Consider the following 24,888-nt stretch of genomic DNA (forward strand, 5'->3'; position numbering starts at 1 on the left):
CCGCCGCCCCGCCCGGAGGGCTCAGTCCCCGGACAGGGCGCGACGGTACAGGCGCGCGATGTCCTTGCCGAAGTACGCCGCGTAGGACACGTCATCGTCGTCACCCCCGCGTTCATAGCCGCCCAGGACACCGATCACCGTGCCGGTGCGCGCGTTCGGCGTGGGTTCGGTGACCCAGGGACTGCCACTGGTACCGCCGGCGAAGTTCGTGCAGTGGATCCGCATCTGTGTGGCGCTGAAACGGGTCGAGCGGTTGCGGCAGGAGATCGGTGTGTCCCGGTTGTTGGGGTAGCCGGTCACCTTGACCGTGTGGCGGAAGCCCCGGTCGATACCGAGCGTGTTGCCGCCGAGGACGTCCTGGATCCGTCTGCCGTCGTTGCTGTCCAGGAGGAGGAAGGCGACATCGAGATCCTGGTCCCCGTTCCTGGCCCAGCGGTCGTCCGCGACGGCCTTGCTGACGTGCCACAGGCCGGCCGGAGCCTTCCCTGCCCGGTAGGCGGGCGCGAAGACGAGGTCGGCCCTGGGCTTCCCGGTGCTGCCGTAAGCACAGTGTGCGGCGGTGATGAGCATGTTGCGTCCCGGGCTCGCGACGACGCTCGCAGTGCAGAAGTGATCACCGGTGTCGTCCTTCTGGAACAGCGCGCCCACACGGGCGTTCTGCTGCGTTCTGCGCGGGGTGTACGCGGTGCCTTCACGGACCTTCCCCGGCTGGTCCCCGTCCGGGGCCCGCGCTTCGGCGCCGGGCACCCCCCGGCTGTCGGCGCGCCGTTGTGCACTGCTGGTCTCGGCCTGTGAGGCGTACCCCAGCAGTGCGATCGCCCCGACGACGACGAGCGTCAGGGGCGCGAGGAGTTTCCTGTCCTTCAACGCCACAGCGTCATTATCAGCAGGACCGGGCCCCCATGCGTGGATTCAGTCGAACGCGTCGATCACGTTCCGCCGCCCGTTGCCGCGCCGTCGGACGAACTGCCCGCGCCCGTCCGGCGTCCGGCTTCCTCGGCGGCCACTGCCGGGATGACGCCCCCGAGCAGGACAGTGCTGCGCCGGTGGGCCGGCAGATGGTGGTGGAGCCGGTAGCGCTCGTTCCGTGTGGTGTTGACGGCGACCACCGACGGTTCGGCATCCGGGGCGAGAGCGCCGTGCAGGCCGTCGAGCCGGATCTCGTCGCCCTGCCGGATACGGTCGTAGTCCCCGGGATCGTCGAATTCGAGTGCGAGAACACCGAAGTTGGCGAGGTTCTGCCAGTGGATCCGCGCATACGATGTGGCGATCACCACCCGCAGCCCCAGGTACCGGGGTGTGAGCGCCGCGTGCTCGCGTGACGAGCCCTGCCCGTAGTTCTCCCCGCCGACGACGAGATGACCGCCCGCGTCACGGCAGTCAGCCGCGCGGGCCGGGTAATCGGGGTCGATCCGGGTGAAGGTGAACTCCGCGAGGCGCGGGATGTCGGAGCGGTAGGGGAGTGCCCTGGCGCCGGCCGGTGAGATCTCGTCGGTCGACACGTTGTCGCCCATCTTCAGGAGGACGGGCAGGAGCACGCTGTCCGGAAGCGGATCGAGGTCGGGCAGGGCGGAGACACCGGGACCGCGTTCCAGCTCCACCCGGGAGGCCTCATCGGGTGGCAGCGGTGGTTCGAGCATCGCTGTGTTGACGGGTTCGGCCCGCAGGGCTTTGACATCGGGATACGCCAGTCCGGTCTCCGCCGCCCAGTCGCGCGGATCGGTGATGACACCCCGCAGCGCGGAGGCGGTCGCCGTCTCCGGCGAGCAGAGCCAGACCGCGTCGTCCTGAGTACCCGAACGCCCGGGGAAGTTACGGGGAAACGTACGCAGCGAGTTGCGGCCCACCGCGGGTGCCTGCCCCATGCCGATACAGCCCAGGCAGCCCGCCTGGTGAATCCGGGCGCCCGCGGCGATGAGGTCGAATACCGCGCCGGAGCGGCTCAGGTCCTGGAGGATCTCCCGGGACGTCGGGTTGACGTCGAAGCTGACCCCGGGCGGGGTCTGCCGCCCGCGGACCATCTCCGCCGCCACGGCGAAGTCGCGCAGACCGGGATTGGCGGACGAACCGATCACCGCCTGCCCCACCGGTTCACCCGCGACCTCGCGGACGGGCATGACGTTCCCCGGCGATGTGGGGCGGGCGATGAGCGGTTCCAGTGCGGTGAGGTCGATCTCCTCGTCCAGGTCGTAGACCGCGTCGTCCGCAGCCCGCAGAGGCGTCCAGGCGTCCGCACGGCCCTCGCTGCGGAGGAAGTCGCGTACCGCGTCGTCGGAGGGGAACACCGTGGTGGTGGCGCCCAGTTCCGCGCCCATGTTGGCGATCACATGCCGGTCCATCGCCGACAGCGACGCGAGACCGGGGCCGTGGTACTCCAGGACCCGGTTCACCGCGCCCTTGACCCCGTGCCTGCGCAGCATCTCCAGGACGACGTCCTTGGCGCTGACCCACTCCGGCAGTGCTCCGGTCAGCCGGATGCCCCAGATGTGCGGCATGGTGATGCGCAGCGGCCGGCCGGCCATGGCCAGTGCGACCTCCAGGCCCCCGGTGCCGACCGCGAACATGCCCAGGGCGCCGGCGGCGCAGGTGTGCGAGTCCGAACCGGCGAGTGTCCGCCCCGGAACACCGAAATGCTGCATATGGACGGGGTGCGAGACACCATTGCCCGGCTTCGAGTACCAGACACCGAGCCGGCGGGCCGCCGAGCGGAGGAAGGCGTGGTCCTCGGCGTTCCGCTCGTCGGTCTGGAGGATGTTGTGGTCCACGTACTGCACACTCACCTGGGTGCGCACCCGGTCCAGCCCGAGTGCTTCCAGCTCCTGCATGACGAGCGTGCCGGTCGCGTCCTGGGTGAGGGTCTGGTCCACTCGCAGCCCGATCTCGGTCCCCGGCTCGGCCCGGCCTTCCACCAGGTGGTCCGCGATCAGGCGGTGGGCCACCGTGCCGTGCGCGGTCCGGACCGCACGTCCGGTCCGTCCCGGCCGCGCCGTGGAGCCGGTGGTCCGCCCCGGCTGCTGTGCGCTCGCCTCCATGCCGCACCTCCGACCGTGTGCCGCGTCCCCGGCCGCCCTCTCCGGGGTCGAGTACCTCATTGTCCCCGGTCACCGCGGTCCGTGCCCCTCGGCGCCGCCGGGGGGCAGCGCCGGGCGGCATCGCGGGGGCAGAACCCTGGCCGTACGAGGGTGCCCGCAGGGGGGTGGCCCACCGGGAGGAAACCCACCCCGTGGGTACCGCGCCGCGCCCGCCACCGCACTACGCCCGTCCGCCTTCACTCCCACGAGTTCTCTCCCCGGCCCGGGGCCCGGCGACGAAGCTGCCGTATGTGGCTGCCGGTGTGGTCACTCCCGGCGAGGACGCCGTGGTTGGCCGTGCGCCGCACGGGTGGCCCCGTTCGAGTGAACGGAGCGCCCGGAGCCACTCCTTCGGCCGGTCCGGCCGGCGTTCGCACACACACTGGGAGGAGAACCGCGGGCGAGAGGCTCCGACGGGGCGCCCCGGGCGAGCCGTTGAACACCCCACCGCGGGCAGCGGCGGGCCACGGGCCGTGCCCCGCCGCCAGGACCTGTGCCAAGAAAGGCGTGTCACATGCGTACGTTCCCCAAGCTCCTGGCCGCAAGCGCACTGATCGCTCAGGCCGTTCTGGGAAGCGCCGGCGCGGCGGCCGCCGATTCCGGCCCGGCGTCGGGGCAGCACAAGCCGTCCGGGCCCGCGAACCAGGCCGGGCACCGGCTCGTCACCGAAATCCTGGGCAGCGACTTGACCTCCTACGTGACCGGTGACGGCAAGGCCCGCCCCGTGCGGGAGAGTTGAGGTTCGGCGACGGGAAGTCCGTACAGCGCGGAACGCTCTCCGGTTCGAGAGGCCCACTGTCCCGAACAGGCTGATGGGGCAGGGGTATTGACCTATATGATCACACTATGACTTCCGAAGCGCAGACGTGCGAGGCCGTCTCCCCGCGCATGGTCGGTATCCCGGCCGGTGAGATCTCCCTGCGGGACGAAGGCACCAGGACGAACTGGACGGTCGCGGTCAGGGCGTTCAGCCTGGCGCCGTATCCCGTGACGCACGAGCTGTACCGCTCCGTTCAGGGCGGGGAGGGTTCCGCTCCGGCAGGGCCGCGTACGCCGGTGACCGAGGTGTCCTGGGGCGAGGCCGTGCGCTTCTGCAACCTGCTGTCGCGGCAGGCGGGTCTGGACCCCTGTTACGTGCTCGGGCAGGATCCGGAGGCCCGGGACGTCCGCTGCGACTGGGAGGCGGACGGCTACCGCCTCCCGTCCGAGGCGGAGTGGGAGTACGCGTGCCGGGCCGGGACCTCCGGTGTCCGTTACGGAGAGCTGGACGACATCGCCTGGCACCGGGGGAACTCCGGCGACCGGGTGCACCCCGTCGCGACCAGGGCTCCGAACGCGTGGGGCCTGCACGACATGCTCGGCAACGTGTGGGAGTGGTGCTGGGACGTGTACGACCCCGGGGTCTACGGCCCGTACCGGGTGTTCCGTGGCGGAGGTGCGTACGACGCCCCGCGAGGGTGCAGGGCGTCGTGCCGCCGCAAGAGCCACCCGGCCTTCCGCGTCGACGACCTCGGGTTCCGGCTTGCCCGGTCGTGGCACGGAGGCCTTGAGCCCGCGGCTTCCGGGGCCCGGCCAGGGACGGCCTGAGACCCGTCACGTGCCGGGCCGAGCGGAGCCCCGCACGTTCGGCGTCCCGGCGGAGCGGGCCCCGCCGTGGTGGTCAGATGCGCCAGGACCGGATGCGGTCGGCGGCGTCGTACGCGTCGCAGCGGCCGGAGTCGATGTCACGGGCGAGGTCGATCAGCGCGCCGTACGGGGCGTCGATGCCTTCACCGGCGGCGTCCATGTAGGCGACGACCAGGCCTACGCCGAACAGGGCGTTACGCGCGGGCAGCGGGCGCAGGCGGATGACGGCGTGCATCAGCGCGGCAGCGCGCCAGGAGTTGTCGACGGTGGCCCCGACCCTCGGGGTGTTGACGCGGTGCCGCCCGACAGCTGCCACCAGGCTGGAGAAGTCATGGATGTGCGGGTGCTTGGGCAGGGCCTCCGCCTGGCGTTCCAGAAGCCAGCGGATATCGACATGGAGCTCCACGTCAGGCGGCCCGCCCCGGTGCGTCGAGCAGGGACGGCGCGTCATCGGGGAAGGCGCTGTCGAACGCGTCGGCGTTGTCGGTGACGAACGCACGGAAGACTTCCGCTGCGCCTTCGAGACGGGGGTCACGGACGGCGTCGTGTGCGGCGCGGGCGATGAGCGCGGTCACCGTGGTGCCCTCGGCTTCGGCCCGTTCCTTGAGCAGCGCGTGCAACTCGTCATCGACCCGGATCGTCACTGGCTTCGACATGCCCCGACCGTACAGCACGGCGTACAGCACGGAAACAGGGCCGACAGCGGCGGGCGGCGCCCGGGGCACACGCGTGCCCCGTTCCCCCTCCGGTTCCGCCGCAGCCTTACGACGTGACGGCGGCGCCCAGACGTTCCGTGGGACCGGCGAAGGCCAGGAACGTGGAGCGGGCGGCGAGGAGCCACTCGCCGTCAGTCTTGCGGAAGGTGTCCGCGTAGTGCCCCACCTGTGCCGGGATCCGTGGGGGCTGCATTCCGCCGGTGTGGCCGTCGACACGGTACGTCGTGAAGTAGGTGGTCGCGGTCGCCGTCGACCCGGACGTGAGAGTCACCAGGATGTTCGTGCAGATCCGCCGCGAGAGCCGGTCGGCAGGCCGGGAACCGAAGTAGGTCCGCAGAGCTTCGCGGCCCTGGACCCTCCGGCCGCCCTCGGCCCACTCCCAGAGCCCGTCAGGTGTGAACAGCTCCGCCACGTCACCCGGAACGCCCAGGTCGAGCCGGCGGACGAACTCGGTGATCAGGCGCTCACAGGCACGCTCGGCGAGCAGACGGCCCAGGGGGTCGAGGACTTCGGTAGCCATGCCCCCGTCCTACCAGGACGGAGGTGGATGCCACGACTGGATTTCCTTCCCGGGCGGGCCTGTTCGGTGAGCGGCGCCCCGCCGGTGGCGAGCGTTCCCGAATACTCGGGGGAGAGCCGCGTACATGCTTGAGTTCGACTATGACCGATATGGAGATGGTGCAGGTGTTCATAGGCCGGGACGGCACCGGGGGAAGCCCGCTGGGTGTGTTCCGTGACGGAACTGCCGTCCCTGGCACGGCAGAGCGCCAGGAGACCGCCCGGCGACTCGGTTTCTCGGAGACCGTGTTCGTCGATACCGTCGCCGGGGAGGTCACGGTCGACATCTACACGCCGAGCGTGCGGCTTCCCTTCGCCGGGTATCCGCTGATCGGAACGGCGTGGCTGCTCCGGGCGCATGGCACGCCCGCCGGTGTGCTGCGGACAGTGGCAGGTGATGTGCGCACCTGGACCGACGGGGAGTTCACCTGGATCCGCGGCCGGGCGGGGTGGGTGTCGGGCAAGCGCACCCAGCAGTATCCGTCGGCGGCCGCTGTCGACGCCTTGCCGGCGCCGCCGGAGGGCGATGGCTGGTTGTACGCGTGGTCCTGGGCGGACGAGGACGCGGGCACGGTCCGGGCGCGTGGATTCCCGAGGCGGGGCGACGCCATTACCGAGGACGAGGCAACCGGCGCCGCGGCGATGCTGCTGGCGGGTGAGTTGGGCCGGGATCTGCGCATCAGGCAGGGCCGCGGTTCGGACATCGTGGCCCGGGTCTCCGATGAGGGCTGGATCGAGATCGGCGGCCGTGTCGCGGTGGCCGGGGGCCGCCCGCTGTAGAAGGGGCCCGTCAAGTGCCCTTGTATGCAGGGGCACTTGACCGCCGGCTCCACGCTCTCACCTGCACGGCGGATGCCACCGGACCGGCGTGACGGTCCCCTCCGCCTCTTCCTGGTGGGCCAGTTGGTGACCGGTGTGCGCAGCCGCGTTGCGCGGATATCCGGGGCCGCCCCCATCCGGCGGTGCAGCACATCGGAAATGTGACGGGAGAGTTCGGTGACGGTCGATGTGCGGGTGAGCGTGTCGATCAGCCCCTCTTCCGCCGCCCGGCCCGGCTGGAGAAAGAGGGGAAGGAAGTGCGTCACCCGGGAAAGGTGTTTTCGCGTACCCCTGCGAGGGCTCCGCCGAAAGGGGAGCGTTCGGCCACTTCGGTGATGCCTGCCCGCCCCGGGCGGACACCCCGGGGCGGGAGCCTCTTGCAAATCATCCGAACGGCTCCTGGGTAGAAACGATTCTGCCTAGATATACCGGGTTCCGGCACCGGTTCCTTCCAGGGGCGAATGGGCGCCGGGATCGGCGATCGGAACGTCAAGGATCTGTAAATTAAAGGTCAAGCCGAGAGCAATAACGCTTTCGGAGCCGGGACCCCCTGGAGGTTCGATGCATTACGGAAATGCCCTGCGCGAAGAGATCTCCGCGCCGGGAACCACACCGCTCATCGGTATCTACGATATGTACTCCGCTTCTGTCGCCGCCGAGCACTACAACGGCTTCTTCGTCTCGGGATTCGGTTTCGCTGCCTCGCACTACGGACTTCCCGACATCGGCTACATCGCGTGGCCCGACATGGTCGCCTTCGTCGAGCGGCTGCGTCTGGCCTTCCCCGGCCGCCACCTCCTCGTCGACATCGACGACGGATACGTGGACCCCGAGGTGGCCTGTCACGTCGTGCAGCGGCTGAACAGGGCCGGTGCGTCCGGCGTGATCCTGGAGGACCAGAAGCGCCCGCGCCGCTGTGGACACGCGGACGGCAAGCAGGTTCTGCCGTTCGGCGAGTACCTGGACAAGCTCAACATGGTGCTGGAGTGCCGCGGCGACATGGTGGTGGTGGCTCGTACCGACGCGGTCGAGGAGGAGGACATCCTCTACCGCGCGGCGGCGCTGGCCAAGACAGACGCCGATGTGGTGCTCGTCGACGGCGTACGCAGTGTCGAGTGGATCCGCCGCATCCGTGACGTGATCGGTGACAAGCCGCTGCTCTTCAACCAGATCGCCGGCGGAAAGTCACCACGCCTGTCCCTGCCGGAGCTTGACGCACTCGATGTGGACGTCGCCATCTACTCCACGCCGTGTCTCTTCGCCGCTCACGAGGCCATCGACACCGCCATGCGGAAGCTGAAGGCATCGGACGGGCGCCTCCCCGAAAGGGGCGGCGAGCGCAGCATCGGTGTGCCGGAGTCGACGCGGCTCCTGGAGCGGAACATCAGCCGCCACCACGACGCGGCTTCGCCTCTCGGAGTCTGACGGCCTGCCCGTGGCCTTCACCCCACGGGCACTGCCCGACCCTCTGTCCGATCGCCCGATGGCGGCCCTTGAATCCGGCGGCCACCGTCTCGTCACGGTGGCCGTGAGAGGCAGGACGACACAGTGACATCCCGACGTGAACCCGCGCACCCACACGACACCACACACCCACACGACACCACGCCCCCGCATCACACCGCGCCACCGCGGAACGCCGACGCACCCGGCGTGCCACGACTCCAGCCCCAACCGCCCAGGACCAGCTCGGCGGCGAGGGTGCGAAGCATCCTGACGGTGGCCGCCGGCCTTGCCATCAGCGCTGTCTGCGGGCAAGGAGCCGCCACCGCCGCGTCCCTCCCGCTGCTGGTGTCCTCGGTCACCCTGCCCACACACCTCGCGGCCGTCGAAGTGGACAACTCCCACGCGGACTCCTGGCTGGAGGTGGACCGTACGGCCAACGCCCAGACCGGCGCCGGAGACGCGGGCAGCGATCACGAAGGGGGAGAGTGAGCGCACCGGCCTGTCGTTCTCTCCCACCCCGCAGTACCCGGCCACCGCAGTACCCGGTCCCCCCCGTGCAACCGGTGCCCGCCCCTCCCGCGCCCGCTTGCTCCACCCCTCGGCCGAAGAGCCCGTCGGCCGATCAGCATCTCAGCTGTTCATGGCCCCGGGTGTACGGCCGCTACCCGGTGCAATCCCGGAACCTTTCGGGTGATGCCCGCACGCGGGAGCCCCGGGGGAGCCCGGGATCCAGCAGTCTGTGGCCACAGCAGTCCGCACGGACGAGGTCCGAGAGCTCCACGGCGGCCTGCTGTAACGGAAGTTCCCGCGCGGCGGGCGTACGGGCCGCGGCGGCCGGGCCGTGTTTGAGTCCCGGTCCGTCCGGAGAGACGAGCACTGTCCCGGTACCGCCTGTGGCGTCGACGCGGCAGGAACTGGAGTGTTCCGTCGGCGGAGACTCCGTCCCGGCTCTGCTCTGTCGGTATCCACGGGGACCACGACTGTCAGGAGGCGACCGTGACCGCACGCGGCGTGGTGACCGCGGTGACCCTGCTGGGCTGGTGGGCGTTCCTCTTCCTGCTCTACACCGTCCTCATCACCTCGGTCTCCCAACTGGAGCTCGCGGTCGGCGCCGGCGCCGCGGCGCTCGGTGCGGTCGCCGCCGAGGGGCTGCGCAGGGCGGAGCAACCGCGCGGCGGGGTACGCGGCCTGCTCGCCGCCGGTGCGTCCCTGCCCGCGGCCCTGCTGCGCGAGTGCGCGCAGCTTCTCGGCGTGGTCGTCCGGGTGCTGGCCGGCCGGCCCGTGCCGGGGACAACGGCGACGTTCCGGCTGGAACCGGGGGTGAGTCCCGGGTGGGCCGCGGTGCTGCTGGCAGCGAGCCCGGGCTCATGCGTCGTCGACATCAGCAAGGCCGGGAGCCCCGGCACGGGAGCCGAGTTGACGGTGCACCTCCTCGGAAGCGCCGTTCCCGGCGTGGAGCGGGCGCTGCCGGGAAGGCGCTGCGCGTGAACGCGTGGTTGCTGGCCTGCTGCGTCCTGCTGCCCCTCGGGATGGGACCGTGTCTGTGGAGTGCCTGCCGGGGTGAACCCGCCGTACGCCTGGCCGGGATCGCGCTGGGAGGGGCGGTGGCGGCCGCGGTCTTCCTGCTGGCCGCACGCGGGCTGCAGCGACCGGCCTACACCGACCTGGCCCTGGTGCTCGCGGTGCTGTCGCCTGCGGGCACGCTCGTCTTCTGCCGCTGCCTGGCCGGCGGTGCCCGCCCGTCGCAGGACCGTACGCGGACACCGGGGCGCTGACATGGGCATCCGCGAGATCTGCGCCGTGGTCCTGATGTGCTGCGGGCTGGCCGCGCTTGCGCTGGCGGCCCTCGCGCTGGTCGTCCTGCCGGGGCCGTACCTGCGGCTGCACGCCCTCTCGCCCGCCACCTCCGTCGGACTGCCACTGATCTGTCTGGCGCTCGCGGTCGATGCCGGCGCAGGCCGCCCGGCGGTCAAGTTCCTCTTCATCGCCGCCGTGATGGCGGTGACCGGTCCGGTCGTCACCATCTCCATCGCCCGCACCATCACGAAGACGACAGTCCGGCCGCGCACCGAACAGGGGCCGCCGGCGTGAGCGGCGACGCAGGCGGCGTCGACTTCCTGGTCGCCGTGTCCCTGCTTCTGGTGACGGTCGCGGCCACCTGCGCGGCTCTCACACGCGACCCGGTGCGGCAGGCGGTGGTGCTGGCGGCTCTGGGCCTCTGCCTCTCGGTGTTGTTCCTCGCCGTTCAGGCGCCCGACGTGGCACTGTCACAGCTGGCCGTGGGCAGCGCGCTCACCCCGCTCCTCGTCCTGCTGACGGTGCGCAAGACGCGCCGGATGCCGCGCCGTGACGGACGTCGTGACCAGGAAGGCCCGGGCGGCGGGGACGGAGGGAAGGGGGTGTGACCCATGACCAGGACCGTACGTAAAGGGGCTTTCCTCGCCGCCGCGCTGGTGGTGGCGATCGCGTTCACCGCCGCCTGCACGGGCCTTCCGCCGTTCGGTACGCGCAGCCATCCGTACGGCGACAGGTCGGTCGCAGCCGCCCTCCACCGGCACACCGCCAACGTCGTGTCCTCCATCAACTTCGACCAGCGGGCCCTGGACACCCTGGGGGAGGAGTCGATCCTCTTCGCGGCCGTCCTCGGAGCGGTCGTGCTCCTGCGGCGAACCCGCGACGAGGACCGGGAGGATCCGGAACCGCAGTGGGTGATGCCGTCCACCCTGCTGCTCGGTGCGGGTCTCCTGCCCGTGACGGTCCTGGTCGGTATCTACATCGTGGCGCACGGCCAGTTGACCCCCGGCGGAGGGTTCCAGGGCGGCGTAGTCCTCGCCACCGGTCTGCACCTGGCCTATCTGGCGGCCGACTACCGCGTGCTGCGCCGCGTCCGTCCGCTGGCTCTCTACGGGGCCCTGGACGCGGCGGCGGCCGGGTCGTTCACCGCACTGGGCCTGGCGGGGCTCGTCGCGGGCGGTGCGTACCTGCAGAACGTCCTCCCCCTGGGCACCTTCGACCAGCTGTCGTCCGGCGGCCTCGTGCCGCTGGTGAACGCGGCCGTCGGGGTCGAGGTGGCATCCGGCGTCATCGTGCTGCTCGCCCAGTTCCTCGACCAGGCGGTCGAGATCTCGTCCCCATCCGGCAACGCACAGGCTCCGCAGGAGGAATCGTGACCATGCTGCCCTTTCTCGCGGCCGGCTGGATCTTCCTCGTCGGTGTGTACGGCATGGTGACGAGCCGTAATCTCGTTCACGCGGTCGGCTGCCTCGCGGTGGCCCAGTCGTCCACGTACGTCCTGCTGCTCGCCGTGGGCTACCGCCGTGGTGGCACGGCGCCGGTCTTCGCCGACATTCCGCTGAGCTCCGTCGTGGTCGACCCGGTGGTGCAGGCGCTCGTCCTGACCGACGTCGTCGTCGGCGCGACGGTGACCGCGCTGCTGCTGAGCCTCGTCATCCAGATCCGCAAACGCACCGGGACCCTCGACCCCGAAGCCCTGACCGGGCTGAAGGGCTAGCCGGTGCCCGATACGACCGATCTGCTGCCCCTCACCGTGGCACTCCCGCTGATGGGGGCTGCCCTGCTGGTGGTTGTCGGGCGGGTGCTGCCCCGCACGGTCAACGACGTCCTGGCGATCGCGGCCGCCGTGGCCACATGCGCCGGGCTGCTGCAGGTGTGGCTGCGTGCCGGGGACGGCCGGGTGGTCTCCTGGTCGGGCGGGTGGACCATGAAGGGCGGCGAGAGCGTCGGGATCGTGCTGGTCGGCGACCGGATCGGAATCGGCCTCGCGCTGCTCGTCTCGATCCTGATCCTGGCCGTACTGGGTTACTCGTGGCGGTACTTCGACGAGCCCCCCGAGCGGCACCGCGGCTCCTTCCCCGCCCTGCTGCTGCTCTTCGAGGCGGGCATGTGCGGGTTCGCCCTCACCGGGGACCTCTTCAACGCCTTTGTCTTCTTCGAGTTGATGGGGGTCGTCGCCTACGCGCTCACCGGGTACCACGTCGAGGACCCCCGCCCGCTGCACGGGGCGCTCACCTTCGGGGTGGTGAACTCCCTTGCCGCGTACTGCTCGTTGCTCGGCATCGGCCTGCTCTACGCGCGCACGGGCGAACTGGGCATGGCGCAGATCGGCAGCCACCTCGCCGCACACCGGCCCGACGCGCTGCTCGTGACCGCATTCGTCCTCGTGGTCGTCAGCATGCTGGTCAAGGCCGCGATCGTCCCCTTCCACTTCTGGCTGCCCGACGCCCACGCCGTCGCCCCGACGCCCGTCTGCATGCTGATGTCGGGTGTGATGGTCGAACTCGGCGTGTACGGAACGGCGCGGGTCTACCACGCCGTCTTCGCGGGCCGGCACGGCATCCCCGCGGACGCGTTCGAGCACACCATGGTCGCCGCCGGGGCGGTGACGGGCGTCGTCGGTGCGGTGATGTGCTGGCAGCAGCGGCACCTCAAGCGGCTGCTCGCCTTCTCCACCATCGGACACACCGGTCTGTTCCTGGTGGGTCTGGGCCTGCTCAGCCCCGGCGGCGCGGCCGGCACCGCCGTCTACGTCGCCGGACACGCCGGCGCCAAAGCCGCCCTGTTCGGCCTCGTCGGTGTGCTGTTGGACAGATACGGGTCGGTCGACGAACACGCGCTGCACGCCCGGGGCCGCGAGCTGCGCGGGGCGGGTGTGCTGTTCCTGGCCGGGGGGCTCGCCCTGGCGGGCCTGCCGCCCTTCGGTACGGGGCTGGGCAAGTCCATCGCCGAACATGCCGCGGGCGGGAGCGGGCCATGGCTGCCCGCGTTGTACGTCCTCGTGTCCGCGGTCACCGGCGCCGCCGTGCTCCGCGCGGGGCTGCGGGTCTTCTTCGGTGCGGGGCCGGCCCCACGGCGCACCCACGCAGATCTGGAGACCAGCGGCGAGGGGGAGGAACCCGAGATCCGGGATCCGCGCCGGCCGGTCCCGCGCACCATGACAGCAGTCCCGGCGGTCCTCCTCGCCCTCTGTCTGGCGATCGGGGCGGTGCCCGCGGTGGCGGCCGCGGTCGCCAGGGGAGCCAGGGCCTTCACGGACCACGCCGGATACCTCGCGAGCGTCCGGAGCGGCGCCGCGGAGGCGGTCTCCGCGGCGCCCGAAGCGGCGTGGACCTCGCCCGGTGTCCTGCTCGGCCTGCTGTCGGCCGGCCTCGCCGCTGCCATGGCCTGCGCGGCGGTCTGGCGGCCCTCGCAGGTGCTGCGGAGTGTGCTGGCCCCGGGCGAGCGCCACCTGGTCGTACCCCTGCGCCGTCTGCATTCGGGGCTGCTCGGCGACTACGTGATGTGGCTGACGGTCGGCATGGCAGCGCTGCTGGTCGCCGTCGGCAGCCAACTCTGAGAAGAGAGGCGGATGTCCTGCCTCGAATGGCATGATCCGGTCCCGGCGATCCCGGCGATCCCGGCGATCCCGGCGGTCCCCCCGGTCTGCGCGGTTGCGGCCGGCTGCGCGTCCCGTTGGAACGGCGCAGCCATCTCTGGGCCTCGTTCCCCATGGTCAATACCCATGCGCCGTGCCGCCGGCTCCCCCCACTGGTCGGCCCACGCCGGCCCGGATCCCCTGGGACCGGCGTGGGCCAGGAGCCCACGGGTGGCGGGACGTTCGAATGGACGTCCAGCGCAGGAACAACGTCGTGGTGACCGGTCGGCCGGACGGGCCGGTGGTCCTCCTGGCGCACGGATTCGGCTGTGACCAGAACATGTGGCGGCTGGTGGTGCCCGCGCAGGCGGAGCAGTACCGCGCGATCCTCTCCTTCCTCTGCGACCCCCAGTGATGTGCGGGGCCGGGCACGGGCCGGACGGCGTCGACCTCGGCTCCGGGCCGGGGGAGGAGGTGTCGCCGGCGGCGTCGTTCAGCGCACTGCTGGAGGACGACGTGAACGACCTCTACGAGAACGCTCCGTGCGACTACCTCTCCGCCCTGCTGGACGGCAGGATCGCGAAGGCGAACACCACCCTGCTGAACCGGCTCGGCTACGGACGGCAGGAGATGGTGGGCCGGCTGAGGTTCACCGATCTGCTCACCGTGGGCGGCAAGCTCTACCACGAGACGCACTTCGCGCGCGGTACTGCACGGTCATCTTCGGCATTCTCACCCCCCGGGACCACGGGTTCGACGTCTCCCTGGCCAGTGGAGGCCACCCGCCGGCACTGGTCCTGCGCGCCGACGGCACCGCCGGTCACCTGGCCACGCCGGGAGGCTTCCTCGTCGGAGCCCTGCCCGACGCGCGCTTCGCCGCCGCCACCACCGCTCTGCGGCCCGTCGATACGTTGCTGCTCCACATGGACGGCCTCACCGAAGCCCGCACCGGCACGGAAGGGGAGCGCTACGGCGACGCGCACTCCACGCCTTCATCGTCGCGCGCAACACGACACTCGGAACGGGGGCCGGAATCGCTCTGGCAGGCGCCTCCACCCACATCGTCCGCGTGCTGCGCGTCGTCGGTCTCGACCGGATCCTCTCCCTGCACCCCGGCCGCTGGCACGGCCTGGGCACAGGGCGCGCAGCCGACCACGCTGTGACGCCTGTGACGCCTGTGACGCCTGTCACGCCGGGCGCCGACCACCGCCGCGGCTGAGCCAGGGCGCGCCTTCCTGTGCGTCCCGGCAGGCCAGCCGTCGTTCTGGCCCCTGCCTCACCGGTGGATTTCCGCTGCCCGGAATTCAATGCAGCAGGTCAGGCCCTTCCGATCGCTCCGTACGTGACGCAAAGCGAATGCTCAGGCCCCGGCGTGAATAGGTTCCCGACCTAGGGGCACGCGTTCACCAGCCGTGAACGACGGCGTACGGACTTCGGACGAAGTCCATCGGAGCCCACAAGAAGACGTACGACGGGCGGGATCATGGCAACCACGGAGAGTCAAAGCAGCAAAGACAGCCCGGAGCGTCTGGATGTCGGCACTGCAATGCGGCGTGCTGCCGAGCAGCTCGCGCAGATGTTGCAGCGCGAACCCAGTTCGGTGTCGGCATTGAAGGCCACGGACGACGGCTGGTCGGCGGATGTGGAGGTGACCGAGATCGAAAAGGTCCCGGATACCGCCAGTGTCATGGCCACCTACCGCGTATCGCTCGACGCACAGGGGAGTCTCCTGGGATACGAGCGCGTGCGCCGCTACGCAAAGGGCCAGATAGACCGCTGACACCAAATCCGGTACAGCCGCGGCGAGATGTACGCGGTTCCATCGGAAAGGAGTTTCACCATGAGTGTTGTTCAGCAGAGCAGTGCATCGAGCAGTGGCAGTGGGGGTGGATCGGGAAACCTCTACGACGTCCTGGAGCTCATCCTTGATCGAGGTCTCGTCATTGACGCCTTCGTTCGTGTCTCCCTTGTCGGCATCGAGATACTCAAGATCGATGTCCGTGTAGTGGTCGCCAGCGTCGACACGTATCTGCGGTTCGCGGAAGCGTGCAACCGACTGGACCTGGAATCCGGCCGTAAGGCCCCGAGCCAGCTCACCGACCTGGTCGGAGAGGCGACCGAGAGCGGTGCGAAGGGGAAGTCGAAAGGAGCACTGACGGGCGCCGTCGAGGCCTTCAGTGAGTCCCTCCAGGGCGGCAAGTCGGAGGAGAAGGAGGAGCGCCCCGCGCGCAAGTCCACGTCGAGCAGCCGCCGTAGCTCAAGCCGCCGAGAGGAGTAGCACCTGTGTCCACTTACATCTACGCGATAACCGCCGCGGACCACCCCCTGCGTCTGGACGGCGCGGTCGGTGTCGGCGAACCGGCCTCGGAGCTGCGTGTCGTCAGTACGAAGCGCCTCAGCGCGGTCGTCAGTGACGCACCCCAGGACCTGCGGGCCAAGCGCCGCGACCTGGTCGCCCATCAGACGGTCCTGGAAGGGCTGCTGGCGGACGGAGCCGCCCTGCCGATGCGCTTCGGACTGGTGGGTCCTGACGACGATCAGGTGCACGCGGTCCTGGAGCAGCAGCAGGACGCGTACACCGAGCGGCTCAAGGAGATCGACGGGTGTCTTGAGTACAACCTCAAAATCGCCCGAGAGGAGCAGGATCTCCTGCTGGAGATCGTCTCCGGATCCGCCGAGGTACGCGAACTCAACGAGCGGACCCGCAAGAACCCCGCCAACCAGGGCGACATGATGGCGCTCGGGGAATTGATCTCGAACGAGGTCCGTGTCCGCGAGGAGAACGAGGGCAATGAGATCGTGGCACGTCTGACGCCTGCCGCGGTGCGTGTCTCGGTCGGCGAACCGACCAAGTCGCACTTTCTGAATGTCTCCTTCCTCGTCAAGCGCGAAGCGACGGCGGAGCTGTCCCAGGCGGTGCACGAGGAGGCCGAGAAGAGGGGCGACGCCTACACGTTCGCTCTCAACGGGCCACTGCCGCCCTACAGTTTCGTCTGATCCCGAGAACGAACTATCCGGGTGGAGGACCCCGCCATGGGCCTCATTTCGAACATTCTCACTCTGCCGCTGGCTCCCGTACGCGGAACAGCATGGGTCATCGACCAGGTGCTGGTCACGGCGGAGCAGGAGTACTACGACCCCGAACCCGTACGGCAGCAACTGGCAGACCTGGAAAAGGAACTGCTCAGCGGCCGAATCGGGGACGACGAATTCGACCGTCGCGAGGACGAGCTGCTCGACCGGCTCGAATGGCTCGAAGCCAATCAGCGACGACTGCGATCCAACCCCTGACATCAGGGAGACCGAGGTGTGCGAACGATGAAATGCAACGGCAAGATAGGCGTGGCTCTGGTGGGTGGATACCTGCTGGGGCGTACGAAGAAGGCCAAACTGGCCATCGGCCTGGGCATGTTCCTCGCCGGCAAGAAGCTGAGCCTGGACCCGGCACAGCTGGGCAAGCTCGTCGCGGATTCGCCGGTCCTCGGCAGCCTCAACACCCAGGTCCGCAAGGAGCTGGTGGAAGCCACGAAGTCCGCCGCCACGTCCGCCCTCACCAAGCGCGCGACCAGCCTGGCCGACTCGCTCCACGAGCGGACGCTGGGGCTCGACGACCCGGACGGCGCTGAGGACGAGCGGGACACGAAGGCCCGCGACGAGGATTCCGGTGACGAGCCGGACACCGGGCGCCGTGCCCGCCAGGACGGGGAGGACGACGAGGGCGAAGAGGAGGAGCGCCCGCAGCGCAGAGCGGCGAAGACGGCCCGCTCGACCGCGGGCAAGGCCTCCTCGGGGGCGCGCAGGACCGCATCGGGCGGAGCGCGCAAGACCGGCTCGGCCCCGCGCAAGAAGACGTCGTCCGGCAGTGGCAGCAGCACCCGGACGCGTACGGCGAAGAAGAGCGGGGGGAACGATGAGTGACTCCGCCTTCGGCAAGCTGAAGCAGGAAGTGGCGCAGAACCCCGCGACCGACCGGCTCAAGGACGAGCTGCAGAACTACCTGCGGGCACGGGCCGAGCACACCGTCAGCAACCTCGGGCACAAGCTGGGCGAGAGCGTCAGCAAGCTCGCCAGCCCGGGGGAGGGCGGGGGTGGTCTCGCGAGCAGCCTGGCGAAGGGCGGACAGGCCCTCAGCGAAGGCAAGTCACCCGCCCAGGCGGCGCTCAGTGCAGGCACCTCTCATGTCAAGGACGTCCTCAAGGACAAGGTCAAGGGAATGTTCGGCAAGGGCCGCAAGGGCGGTGGCGGAAAGTCCAAGAGCGTGACGATCGTCGAGGACATCGATGTCGGCGTTCCGGTACGCGAGGCGTACGACCAGTGGACCCAGTTCCAGGAGTTCAGCACCTTCGCCAAGGGTGTCGTCAGCGTCGAGAAGTCGGACGACACCAGCAGCAACTGGAAGGTGAAGGTCGCCAAGTCCACGCGCAGCTGGAAGGCGAACGTCACCGAGCAGGTGCCGGACGAGAGGATCACCTGGACCACCGAGGGCGCGAAGGGCACGGTCAAGGGTGTGGTGACGTTCCACCGCATCACCGACAACCTGACGCGGGTCCTGCTTGTCCTTGAGTACTTCCCCAAGGGCCTGTTCGAGAAGACGGGCAACATCTGGCGCGCCCAGGGCCGCCGTGCCCGCCTCGACCTCAAGCTCTACCGCAAGTTCATCATGATGCGCGGCGAGGCCACCGACGGCTGGCGGGGCGAGATCCGGGACGGGGAGGTCGTCGTGGAACACGACGACGCCGTCGAGCAGGAGGAAGCCGAGGCCCGCGACACGGAGGACGGCGAGGAGGACGGCGCCGGGGACCCGGAGGCGCCCGAGGACGGGGCCGGCTCCGACGAGGACGAGTCCGACGAGTACGCCGACGAGGACGACGAGCCCGCCGAGGACGACGAGGACGACGAACTCCAGGACGCCGACGAGGAGGAGTACGAGGACGAGGAGGACCTCCCCGACGAGGACGAGCCCCGGGGCGAGGAGGACCTTCCCGACGAGGACGAGACCGTACAGGACGAGGCAGAACAGGACGAGGACGAAGAGGAAGAAGACCGTCCCGCCCGCCGTGCTCCGCGTCGCACCGCATCGGCCAGTCGCTGACATGAGCCGACAGCACAGACAGGGCTGAATACACGTGTCCGATTCACTGGCAGGCCGTATGGGGTCGCCCTCCGGGGCGTCCCCGTACGGCCAGCAAGGGTCATCCGCCAACCTGGCCGACATCCTCGAACGTGTCCTGGACAAGGGCATCGTCATCGCCGGCGACATCAAGATCAACCTGCTCGACATCGAGTTGCTGACCATCAAGCTCCGGCTGCTCGTCGCCTCCGTCGACAAGGCGAAGGAGATGGGCATCGACTGGTGGGAGCACGATCCATCGCTCTCCTCCAGGGCTTCCTCCGGAGCCCGCTCGCAGCAGGAGGACACCCGCGCACCCCTGCGCCCCGCCGACGAACAGCTGGCGCTCGAGAACGACCGTCTCAAGGCGGAGCTCGCCGAGCTCAGGGCGGCTGCGGGACTCCCCGCAGGATCCGCGGACCAGTCGGCGGGGAAGGACCAGCCGGCCGGGAAGGCGGACGAAGAGAGGAAGCGACAGTGAGTGCTCACTCCCCGGAGCGCGCGGCAGGCATCTCGTACGTCTACGCCGTCGGCCGGGCCGGTACGGCGCCGGACGCGTCGGCCACCGGCCTGGACGGCGGCGCGTTGCGCACCGTGTGCGCCGATGGCCTCGCCGCGGTGGTGTCATCCGTGCCGGAGGATGCCTTCAGCTCCGAAGGCATGAAGGCGCAGATGGAGAACCTGGACCGGCTTGAGGTTCTGGCGCGTGCCCACCACACGGTGGTCGCCGCGGCCTACGAGAGCGCCACCGTCCTCCCGATGCGGCTGGCGACGGTCTATCTCGACGACTCGCGGGTGGAGGCGATGCTCCACGAGCGCCGGCAGGACTTCGGTGAGCTGCTCTCCTGGCTCGAAGGCCATGTCGAACTCGGGGTGAAGGTGTATGCCGACCCGCAGCGGACGGCCGCCGCCGCGCCGCGGCCGGACGCGCCGCGACCGGCCGCCGCCGAGAGCCCGGGCCGGGCCTATCTGCAGCAGCGCAGGGCCCGGAAGCGCAGCCACGAGGATGCCTACCGAGCCGCTGGAGCACTGGCAGCCGAGGTGTCCGGCCGGGTGTCCGGGATCGCGCGTGCCCGCGTGGTGCACCGCCCGCAGCAGGGTGAACTGGCCCGCGCCGCCGGGGAGAACGTCGCGAACGAGGCGTACCTGGTCCCGGCCGCCCGGGCCGACGAGTTCCGCCAGTCGCTGAAGGGACTCGCGGACGATGCCGGCGGCGTACGCATCGAGATCACCGGGCCCTGGGCTCCGTACTCGTTCGCGACCCCGCCCGACGCCCGAGAGGGCGGCCCGCAGTGAGTGACGCCCTGCAGAGCACCGGTTTCGAGGACAGTGAGCCGCTGGGCGGCAGGCAGGTCGCTCTCGTCGATCTGCTGGACCGCCTCCTGAACGGTGGCGCCGTTCTCACCGGGGACCTCGTTCTGTCCATCGCGGACGTCGAGTTGGTGCACATCAATCTGCGGGCCGTCATCCGCTCGATCACGTCCGACGAACCAGCACCATGGTGAGGAGCACAATGACGGCCGAAGACCCTCAAGGGGTTGCAGGAGAGCTCAGGCTGAACGACCTCACCCAGGCGGCGGCGCACGCCTTCGACCTGCTTCCCGCAGGTCCGGAGAGCGGGTCCGGTACGGGCCAGGAGGCGGGGCAGGGCTCCGGGCAGGGCTCGCACCAGAGTGAGATGGCACGCAGGCTGCGGACGAATCCGGAGACCGTGGAGCGTGATCTCATCAAACTGGTGCTCACCATCGTGGAGTTGCTGCGCCAGCTGATGGAGCGTACGGCGCTGCACCGGGTGGACCAGGGGGATCTCAGCGACGACCAGGAAGAGCGCATCGGTCTGACCCTGATGATCCTCCAGGACCGCATGACGGAGCTCTGCGACCGCTACGGACTCACCATGGAGGACCTCAACCTGGACCTCGGTCCGCTGGGTTCGCTGCTGCCGGGCAATGGCTCCTGAACGGGCTGATGGTGTTTCACCGGCGCTCCTGCGGCAACACGGATGTCATGACTGAAGCAAACAAGAATTCCGCGAAGCGAGTCACCAGCACGGCCGGCAAGAAGGCCGGGGCCGCAGGGAACCGGGCCAAGCAGAGCTCGGCCCGCACCGCGTCGAAGGCGAAGGCCACGACGCGTGACGCCGGGACTGCTGCCAAGTCCGCCGGGACCGCTGCCAAGTCCGCCGGGGTTGCCGCCAAGTCCGGCGTGCAGTCTGCAGGGACGGCCGCCACGCGGGTCGGTGAGGCTGCCGCCCAGGGTGTCGAGAGCGGGCAGAAGGCCCTCGTCTCCACCGCCGGGAAGGCTACTTCCGCCGCGGCGACGACCTGGACGGTCGTCAAGCACCGCAAGGCCATAGTGTCCGGTGCCGCGGCAGGGGTCGTCGGGATCTGCGGCGCGGCCTTCGCGCTGGGACGCCAGACGGCCAAGTCGTAGGCGTGCAGTCGCGGGTCCGGGCTGCGCAGCGGACAGGACAAAGGTGCTGCGTGCCCCGCCCGGCGGGGATGCGCAGACCGAAGAGACCTCACGAGGAGACCTCACATGATTGTTCTCGGAGCCATTCTGCTCATCATCGGCCTGCTGGTCGGTGTCTCCCTCCTGACGACCGTCGGCGGTGTGCTGGTCGTGGTCGGCGCGGTCCTGTGGATTCTCGGCGGGACCGGACACGCGATCGGCGGCCGCAGGCACTACTACTGACCGTGCCCCGCGGCTGAGCGCACGCGCCGACGGGTGCAACGACGGTGGTCGCGACCCTCCGGAGGCGGAGGACCCGGAAGCCGGGCACGAGCGGTGAGGAAACCCGCTTCCCGGACGGTGTCAGTGCCCGCCGCTACGATGCGCCGTATGCCGGACTCCCTGCTCCATCCCCAGCCGTTCACCTCGCAGACCACCCCCGAGGCGCTCGAAGATCTCCGGGGCCGGCTGCGCGCGACCCGGTGGCCCGATGCGCCCGAGGACGCCGGGTGGTCGCTCGGGACCGACCTGGACTACCTCCGTGAGCTCGTCGCGTACTGGGCGGACGGATTCGACTGGCCGGGGCAGGAGTCGGCGCTCGCCCGGCTCCCTCGGTACCGCGTCCCGGTCGACGGTCTCGGGATCCACTTCGTGCATGCCCGGGCCGTCGCGCCGGTGGGGCCCGTGCTGCCGCTGGTCCTGTGCCACGGCTGGCCGGACTCGTTCTGGCGGTACACGAAAGTCATCCCGCTCCTGACCGACCCCGGAGCCCACGGTGGCGATCCCGCGGACGCGTTCGACGTGGTCGTGCCGGACATGCCGGGATACGGCTTCTCGGACCGCCCCACCGGCCCGCCACTGGACTCCATCGCCGTAGCGGGCCTGTGGGCCAGGCTGATGGAGGGCCTCGGTCACCGGAGGTTCGGCGCGGCGGGCGGGGACATCGGCAGCCATGTGAGCCGCTACCTCGCCCTCGACCACCCCGAGCGCGTGGTGGCAGTCCACCGCACCGACGCCGGGGTTCCCCTCCACACCGGCGACCCGGCGGACCTGGCACCCGAGGAGCGCGCCTGGCTCGCGGCGGCAGCGGCCTGGGGAGGGGCCGAGGGCGCCTACGCGGCCATGCACCGTACGAAGCCAGGGACCGCAGCCTTCGGGCTCACCGACTCGCCTGCCGGTCTGGCCGCGTGGATCGTCGAGAAGCTCCGGGCATGGAGCGACTGCGGCGGCGATATCGAGCGCTCCTTCACGAAGGACGAGATCCTCACCAGCATCACGCTCTACTGGCTCACCGGGACGATCGGCTCCTCGATGCGCATGTACAGCGCCAACGCCGCGATCCCGCCCGCGCAGCTCGCCCGCCGGGTCGAGGTGCCGTCCGGCTTCGCCCTCTTCCCCGGTGACATCGTGAGGCCGCCGCGAGCCTGGCTCGAACGCACGGCGAACGCCGTACGTGTGACGGAGCCCCGGCGTGGCGGACACTTCGCCGCCTTCGAGGAACCGGAGCTGTACGCTCAGGAGTTGCGCGAGTTCTTCCGCCCCTACCGGGCGGCTGTCGGGAGCTGAGCCCCGATCGCCTGGCCCTTTCCGGACGCGCCGCCACGCCGTGCCGCAAAGCGATGCCGCTGCAACGACGCTGCTCCAGCGATGTGTTCGACGCGCCGCACAGGACGCCGTCCCATGGCCTGACTGAGCGACAACTGGTTGGACGGGGGTATAAGCAGAACATAAGCTTCGGGGCTGGTCGTCCTTCGGTGGACGGCTTTTCGTACCCGTGGGGGGTTCTCTCAGTTATGTCGCACACGCCTGCCTTCACACCACCGCGCAATCTGTACGCCGGACCGCGGCTGAAGCCGACCAGGGGGCTGTCCCTCGCCGTCACCGCGTTGCTCGCGCTGTGCGCCGCGACGGACGTCTTCTCGGTCGTCGTCCACATCAACACGTACGACCTGCTGGGCAATGTCACGGCCGACGGGGTCGCCGCCTACACCGTGGAGGAAGGCCGACGGGCCGACCATCTGGTCAATTTGGGCGCCGTCTCTTACGGGCTGGCGCTGATCGTGACCGCGGTCGTCTTCATCATCTGGTTCCACCGGACCCGCAAGAATGCCGAGGTCTTCGCCCCCGGTATCCAGGGCCGGCGCGCGGGCTGGGCGGTCGGTGGCTGGTTCGTCCCGCTCGGAAGCCTCTGGATACCGCACGGCATCGCCTCGGATTCCTGGGACGCCAGCTCCCCGACCGCGGCCGACGGCTCCCGGCGGCCGGCGCCGCGGGCGCTGCTGACCGCATGGTGGACCGCATGGGTCCTCTCGCTGGCACTCGGCAGGATCAGCTCGGTGCTGGGCAGGTCGTCGGACGACCCCGTGATGTACCGGCAGTCGGTGGCCGTCATGCTCGCCGGCGACGTCGTCGACCTCGCGGCCGCCGTCCTCGCGGTCTTCTTCGTACGCAAGCTCACGCACATGCAGCTCACCAAGGCGGCAGAGGGTCCGTACGCGACCGTGTGAGCCGGTGCCCAGGACGGCGTCTCCACCGGCGGTACGAGCGGACCAGCCGGCCGACCGGCCAGCTGGTCACTCTCCGGCCCCGCCGACAGGTGGGAGCTGTCAACGGGCCCCGGCCGCCTGCCTATATGCCGTTGAAGTACAGGTCCACTTCCCCGTTGGAGCTGCTGTCGTCGATCACCTTGGTGCCGGCCGCCGAACCGTTGCCGGTCCAGGCGAGGGTGGACGGCGCGGGGTGCCCTGACTGCCCGGTCAGGTGGATGCCCTTCATCGCCACATCGGGTGCGTCCGGATTCTTCGTCGCGTCCCCGTCGGTGTAGGGCTCGAAGCATTCGATGACGCCGTCGGCCGCGCTCGTCCGCTCCACGGTGACGTCGGCGGACGGGTATCCGGCGAACGACTCCTTGTAGGTGTACGTTCCGTTGCCCGCGGAGACGAAGTCGATCTTGCCGGTGAGGGAGGTGCCGGGCGCGACGCTCAGATAGGTACCGTGCGCGTACTTGCCGCCGACGTAGTACCAGTTGGCGATCTGGTAGGCGGCCGTTCCGTTGCCCCACTGGAGTACCGGCTGCAGGGCGCCGCCGGACAGTCCGTTCCAGATGAAGAACGTTGTCGTGCTCGCCGAGTCCGAGGGCTTGGGCGGGACCGTCCATGTGGTGTCGAAGGACTGGATGTTGGTCGGACCCCAGTCGGCCGGGCAGTTGCCACCGAGGTCGGTACTGCTCGGGGTGGCCGCTGTGCCTGCCTGCGCGCGCAGCTCCGCCGCATGCCGGTACGGGTCGGCCGCGGCCGGGCCGGAGGCAGCGGCGCCGAGGCGGGCGACGACGGCGTGGCTGCGCAGATCCACCTTCTCCACCTGCCCGTTGACGACTTTGAGTGCCTGGTGGCTGTCGACCTGCACGACATCGGACTGGGGCACCCGTCCGTAGGGGGTGAGGACCGTCGCGGACGGCGGAGTGTGTGCTGAGGCGGGCACGGCCAGGGCCGCGGCGCCGAGTGACGCCGCAGCGGCCAGTGCGGCGATCCGGAACGTTCTGGGCATGGTGTCTCCCGTCCGGAGTGCAGCGGTGAGCGACCGCAGGACCCAGGGAAGCAGCCGCGGAGTTCACGCCGATCCGTGCACTCGCTATGTCGATTTCTGCTCGAAACGAGCCATTACCGAGCGCGATACGTCACGTACGCTATGGCCTGGACCAGCACCTGCCAAGATGAAGCA

The 24,888-nt window shown here is 70.1% G+C and carries 33 protein-coding genes and 1 pseudogene; 28 read left to right on the forward strand and 6 right to left on the reverse strand.

Going from position 1 to position 24,888, the window contains the following annotated elements; all coding sequences use genetic code 11:
- Positions 1-21 precede the first annotated feature (21 nt).
- On the reverse strand, positions 22-873 hold the full coding sequence (locus OG917_RS29825; RefSeq protein WP_328321457.1) for a trypsin-like serine peptidase: 852 nt from the start codon (positions 871-873) through the stop codon (positions 22-24).
- Between the two features lie 56 nt (positions 874-929).
- On the reverse strand, positions 930-3,032 hold the full coding sequence (locus OG917_RS29830) for an aconitate hydratase (RefSeq protein ID WP_328321459.1): 2,103 nt from the start codon (positions 3,030-3,032) through the stop codon (positions 930-932).
- A 553-nt stretch (positions 3,033-3,585) separates the two neighbouring features.
- Here OG917_RS29830 and OG917_RS29835 point away from each other — a divergent pair.
- Both OG917_RS29835 and OG917_RS29840 read left to right on the forward strand, forming a co-directional pair.
- Positions 3,586-3,810: a hypothetical protein gene (locus tag OG917_RS29835; protein ID WP_328321461.1), complete on the forward strand. Its 225-nt coding sequence runs from the start codon at positions 3,586-3,588 to the stop codon at positions 3,808-3,810.
- A 107-nt stretch (positions 3,811-3,917) separates the two neighbouring features.
- Entirely contained in the window at positions 3,918-4,658 is a 741-nt protein-coding gene (locus OG917_RS29840) for a formylglycine-generating enzyme family protein (protein ID WP_328321463.1), read from the forward strand.
- A 73-nt stretch (positions 4,659-4,731) separates the two neighbouring features.
- On the opposite strand, the gene OG917_RS29845 is transcribed toward OG917_RS29840, so the two are convergent.
- The 3 genes from OG917_RS29845 to OG917_RS29855 form a co-directional block, all read right to left on the reverse strand.
- Entirely contained in the window at positions 4,732-5,148 is a 417-nt protein-coding gene (locus tag OG917_RS29845; RefSeq protein WP_328321465.1) for a toxin Doc, read from the reverse strand.
- The gene (locus OG917_RS29850) at positions 5,105-5,353 is read right to left on the reverse strand and encodes a ribbon-helix-helix protein, CopG family (RefSeq protein ID WP_328321467.1); all 249 of its coding nucleotides are present in this window, start codon (positions 5,351-5,353) and stop codon (positions 5,105-5,107) included. Before OG917_RS29850 ends, OG917_RS29845 begins: the two co-directional genes overlap by 44 nt.
- Before the next feature lie 106 nt (positions 5,354-5,459).
- Positions 5,460-5,933 (reverse strand): nuclear transport factor 2 family protein, encoded by a 474-nt coding sequence (locus tag OG917_RS29855; protein WP_328321469.1) that lies wholly within the window; start codon positions 5,931-5,933, stop codon positions 5,460-5,462.
- A gap of 140 nt (positions 5,934-6,073) precedes the next feature.
- On the opposite strand from OG917_RS29855, the gene OG917_RS29860 reads away from it, so the two are divergent.
- The 26 genes and pseudogenes from OG917_RS29860 (at position 6,074) to OG917_RS29985 (ending at position 23,675) form a co-directional block, all read left to right on the forward strand.
- The gene (locus OG917_RS29860; protein ID WP_328321470.1) at positions 6,074-6,751 is read left to right on the forward strand and encodes a PhzF family phenazine biosynthesis protein; all 678 of its coding nucleotides are present in this window, start codon (positions 6,074-6,076) and stop codon (positions 6,749-6,751) included.
- A gap of 600 nt (positions 6,752-7,351) precedes the next feature.
- On the forward strand, positions 7,352-8,215 hold the full coding sequence (locus OG917_RS29865; RefSeq protein ID WP_328321472.1) for an isocitrate lyase/PEP mutase family protein: 864 nt from the start codon (positions 7,352-7,354) through the stop codon (positions 8,213-8,215).
- A gap of 294 nt (positions 8,216-8,509) precedes the next feature.
- The gene (locus tag OG917_RS29870) at positions 8,510-8,725 is read left to right on the forward strand and encodes a hypothetical protein (protein WP_328321474.1); all 216 of its coding nucleotides are present in this window, start codon (positions 8,510-8,512) and stop codon (positions 8,723-8,725) included.
- A gap of 507 nt (positions 8,726-9,232) precedes the next feature.
- Positions 9,233-9,724 (forward strand): hypothetical protein, encoded by a 492-nt coding sequence (locus OG917_RS29875; RefSeq protein WP_328321476.1) that lies wholly within the window; start codon positions 9,233-9,235, stop codon positions 9,722-9,724.
- Positions 9,721-10,011, forward strand: coding sequence for a monovalent cation/H+ antiporter complex subunit F (locus tag OG917_RS29880; protein ID WP_328321478.1), 291 nt, complete (start codon positions 9,721-9,723; stop codon positions 10,009-10,011). The genes OG917_RS29875 and OG917_RS29880 overlap by 4 nt, the downstream gene beginning before the upstream one ends.
- Position 10,012: 1 nt before the next feature.
- The gene (locus OG917_RS29885; protein WP_328321480.1) at positions 10,013-10,327 is read left to right on the forward strand and encodes a cation:proton antiporter; all 315 of its coding nucleotides are present in this window, start codon (positions 10,013-10,015) and stop codon (positions 10,325-10,327) included.
- Complete coding sequence (locus OG917_RS29890; protein ID WP_328321482.1) at positions 10,324-10,641, forward strand: Na(+)/H(+) antiporter subunit B; 318 nt, start codon at positions 10,324-10,326, stop codon at positions 10,639-10,641. The genes OG917_RS29885 and OG917_RS29890 overlap by 4 nt, the downstream gene beginning before the upstream one ends.
- 3 nt (positions 10,642-10,644) lie before the next feature.
- Complete coding sequence (locus OG917_RS29895) at positions 10,645-11,406, forward strand: MnhB domain-containing protein (protein ID WP_328321484.1); 762 nt, start codon at positions 10,645-10,647, stop codon at positions 11,404-11,406.
- A complete protein-coding gene (locus OG917_RS29900) occupies positions 11,403-11,747 on the forward strand; it encodes a sodium:proton antiporter (RefSeq protein WP_328321486.1) in 345 nt (114 codons plus the stop codon). Before OG917_RS29895 ends, OG917_RS29900 begins: the two co-directional genes overlap by 4 nt.
- A gap of 51 nt (positions 11,748-11,798) precedes the next feature.
- Complete coding sequence (locus OG917_RS29905; RefSeq protein ID WP_328322295.1) at positions 11,799-13,589, forward strand: complex I subunit 5 family protein; 1,791 nt, start codon at positions 11,799-11,801, stop codon at positions 13,587-13,589.
- A gap of 265 nt (positions 13,590-13,854) precedes the next feature.
- Positions 13,855-13,998, forward strand: a pseudogene (locus tag OG917_RS29910) (alpha/beta fold hydrolase); the annotation flags it as partial.
- A 151-nt stretch (positions 13,999-14,149) separates the two neighbouring features.
- Complete coding sequence (locus tag OG917_RS29915) at positions 14,150-14,770, forward strand: PP2C family protein-serine/threonine phosphatase (protein ID WP_443059043.1); 621 nt, start codon at positions 14,150-14,152, stop codon at positions 14,768-14,770.
- Positions 14,771-15,090: 320 nt separating this feature from the next.
- Positions 15,091-15,387: a gas vesicle protein GvpO gene (locus tag OG917_RS29920; RefSeq protein ID WP_328321488.1), complete on the forward strand. Its 297-nt coding sequence runs from the start codon at positions 15,091-15,093 to the stop codon at positions 15,385-15,387.
- A gap of 60 nt (positions 15,388-15,447) precedes the next feature.
- Positions 15,448-15,885, forward strand: a complete 438-nt coding sequence (locus OG917_RS29925) for a gas vesicle structural protein GvpA (RefSeq protein ID WP_328321490.1) — start codon at positions 15,448-15,450, stop codon at positions 15,883-15,885.
- 5 nt (positions 15,886-15,890) lie between these two features.
- Positions 15,891-16,604, forward strand: coding sequence for a GvpL/GvpF family gas vesicle protein (locus tag OG917_RS29930; RefSeq protein ID WP_328321492.1), 714 nt, complete (start codon positions 15,891-15,893; stop codon positions 16,602-16,604).
- A 36-nt stretch (positions 16,605-16,640) separates the two neighbouring features.
- A complete protein-coding gene (locus OG917_RS29935; protein WP_328321494.1) occupies positions 16,641-16,898 on the forward strand; it encodes a gas vesicle protein GvpG in 258 nt (85 codons plus the stop codon).
- Positions 16,899-16,925: 27 nt separating this feature from the next.
- Entirely contained in the window at positions 16,926-17,525 is a 600-nt protein-coding gene (locus OG917_RS29940; RefSeq protein ID WP_328322297.1) for a hypothetical protein, read from the forward strand.
- Entirely contained in the window at positions 17,518-18,699 is a 1,182-nt protein-coding gene (locus OG917_RS29945; RefSeq protein ID WP_328321496.1) for an SRPBCC family protein, read from the forward strand. The genes OG917_RS29940 and OG917_RS29945 overlap by 8 nt, the downstream gene beginning before the upstream one ends.
- A gap of 34 nt (positions 18,700-18,733) precedes the next feature.
- The gene (locus tag OG917_RS29950) at positions 18,734-19,198 is read left to right on the forward strand and encodes a gas vesicle protein (RefSeq protein ID WP_328321498.1); all 465 of its coding nucleotides are present in this window, start codon (positions 18,734-18,736) and stop codon (positions 19,196-19,198) included.
- A complete protein-coding gene (locus tag OG917_RS29955) occupies positions 19,195-20,013 on the forward strand; it encodes a GvpL/GvpF family gas vesicle protein (RefSeq protein WP_328321500.1) in 819 nt (272 codons plus the stop codon). Before OG917_RS29950 ends, OG917_RS29955 begins: the two co-directional genes overlap by 4 nt.
- Entirely contained in the window at positions 20,010-20,222 is a 213-nt protein-coding gene (locus OG917_RS29960) for a gas vesicle protein (RefSeq protein ID WP_328321502.1), read from the forward strand. Before OG917_RS29955 ends, OG917_RS29960 begins: the two co-directional genes overlap by 4 nt.
- A gap of 8 nt (positions 20,223-20,230) precedes the next feature.
- The gene (locus tag OG917_RS29965) at positions 20,231-20,677 is read left to right on the forward strand and encodes a gas vesicle protein K (protein ID WP_328321504.1); all 447 of its coding nucleotides are present in this window, start codon (positions 20,231-20,233) and stop codon (positions 20,675-20,677) included.
- Positions 20,678-20,724: 47 nt separating this feature from the next.
- The gene (locus OG917_RS29970) at positions 20,725-21,150 is read left to right on the forward strand and encodes a hypothetical protein (protein WP_328321506.1); all 426 of its coding nucleotides are present in this window, start codon (positions 20,725-20,727) and stop codon (positions 21,148-21,150) included.
- 105 nt (positions 21,151-21,255) lie between these two features.
- A complete protein-coding gene (locus OG917_RS29975; protein WP_328321508.1) occupies positions 21,256-21,411 on the forward strand; it encodes a DUF6131 family protein in 156 nt (51 codons plus the stop codon).
- A gap of 147 nt (positions 21,412-21,558) precedes the next feature.
- The gene (locus OG917_RS29980; protein WP_328321510.1) at positions 21,559-22,734 is read left to right on the forward strand and encodes an epoxide hydrolase family protein; all 1,176 of its coding nucleotides are present in this window, start codon (positions 21,559-21,561) and stop codon (positions 22,732-22,734) included.
- 227 nt (positions 22,735-22,961) lie between these two features.
- Entirely contained in the window at positions 22,962-23,675 is a 714-nt protein-coding gene (locus tag OG917_RS29985; RefSeq protein WP_328321512.1) for a DUF4328 domain-containing protein, read from the forward strand.
- A gap of 121 nt (positions 23,676-23,796) precedes the next feature.
- Here the strand turns inward: OG917_RS29985 and OG917_RS29990 are convergent, their stop codons facing one another.
- Positions 23,797-24,714, reverse strand: a complete 918-nt coding sequence (locus OG917_RS29990) for a hypothetical protein (protein ID WP_328321514.1) — start codon at positions 24,712-24,714, stop codon at positions 23,797-23,799.
- Positions 24,715-24,888: the final 174 nt, after the last annotated feature.

This window comes from Streptomyces sp. NBC_00388 (assembly GCF_036061255.1).
Lineage (GTDB): Bacteria > Actinomycetota > Actinomycetes > Streptomycetales > Streptomycetaceae > Streptomyces.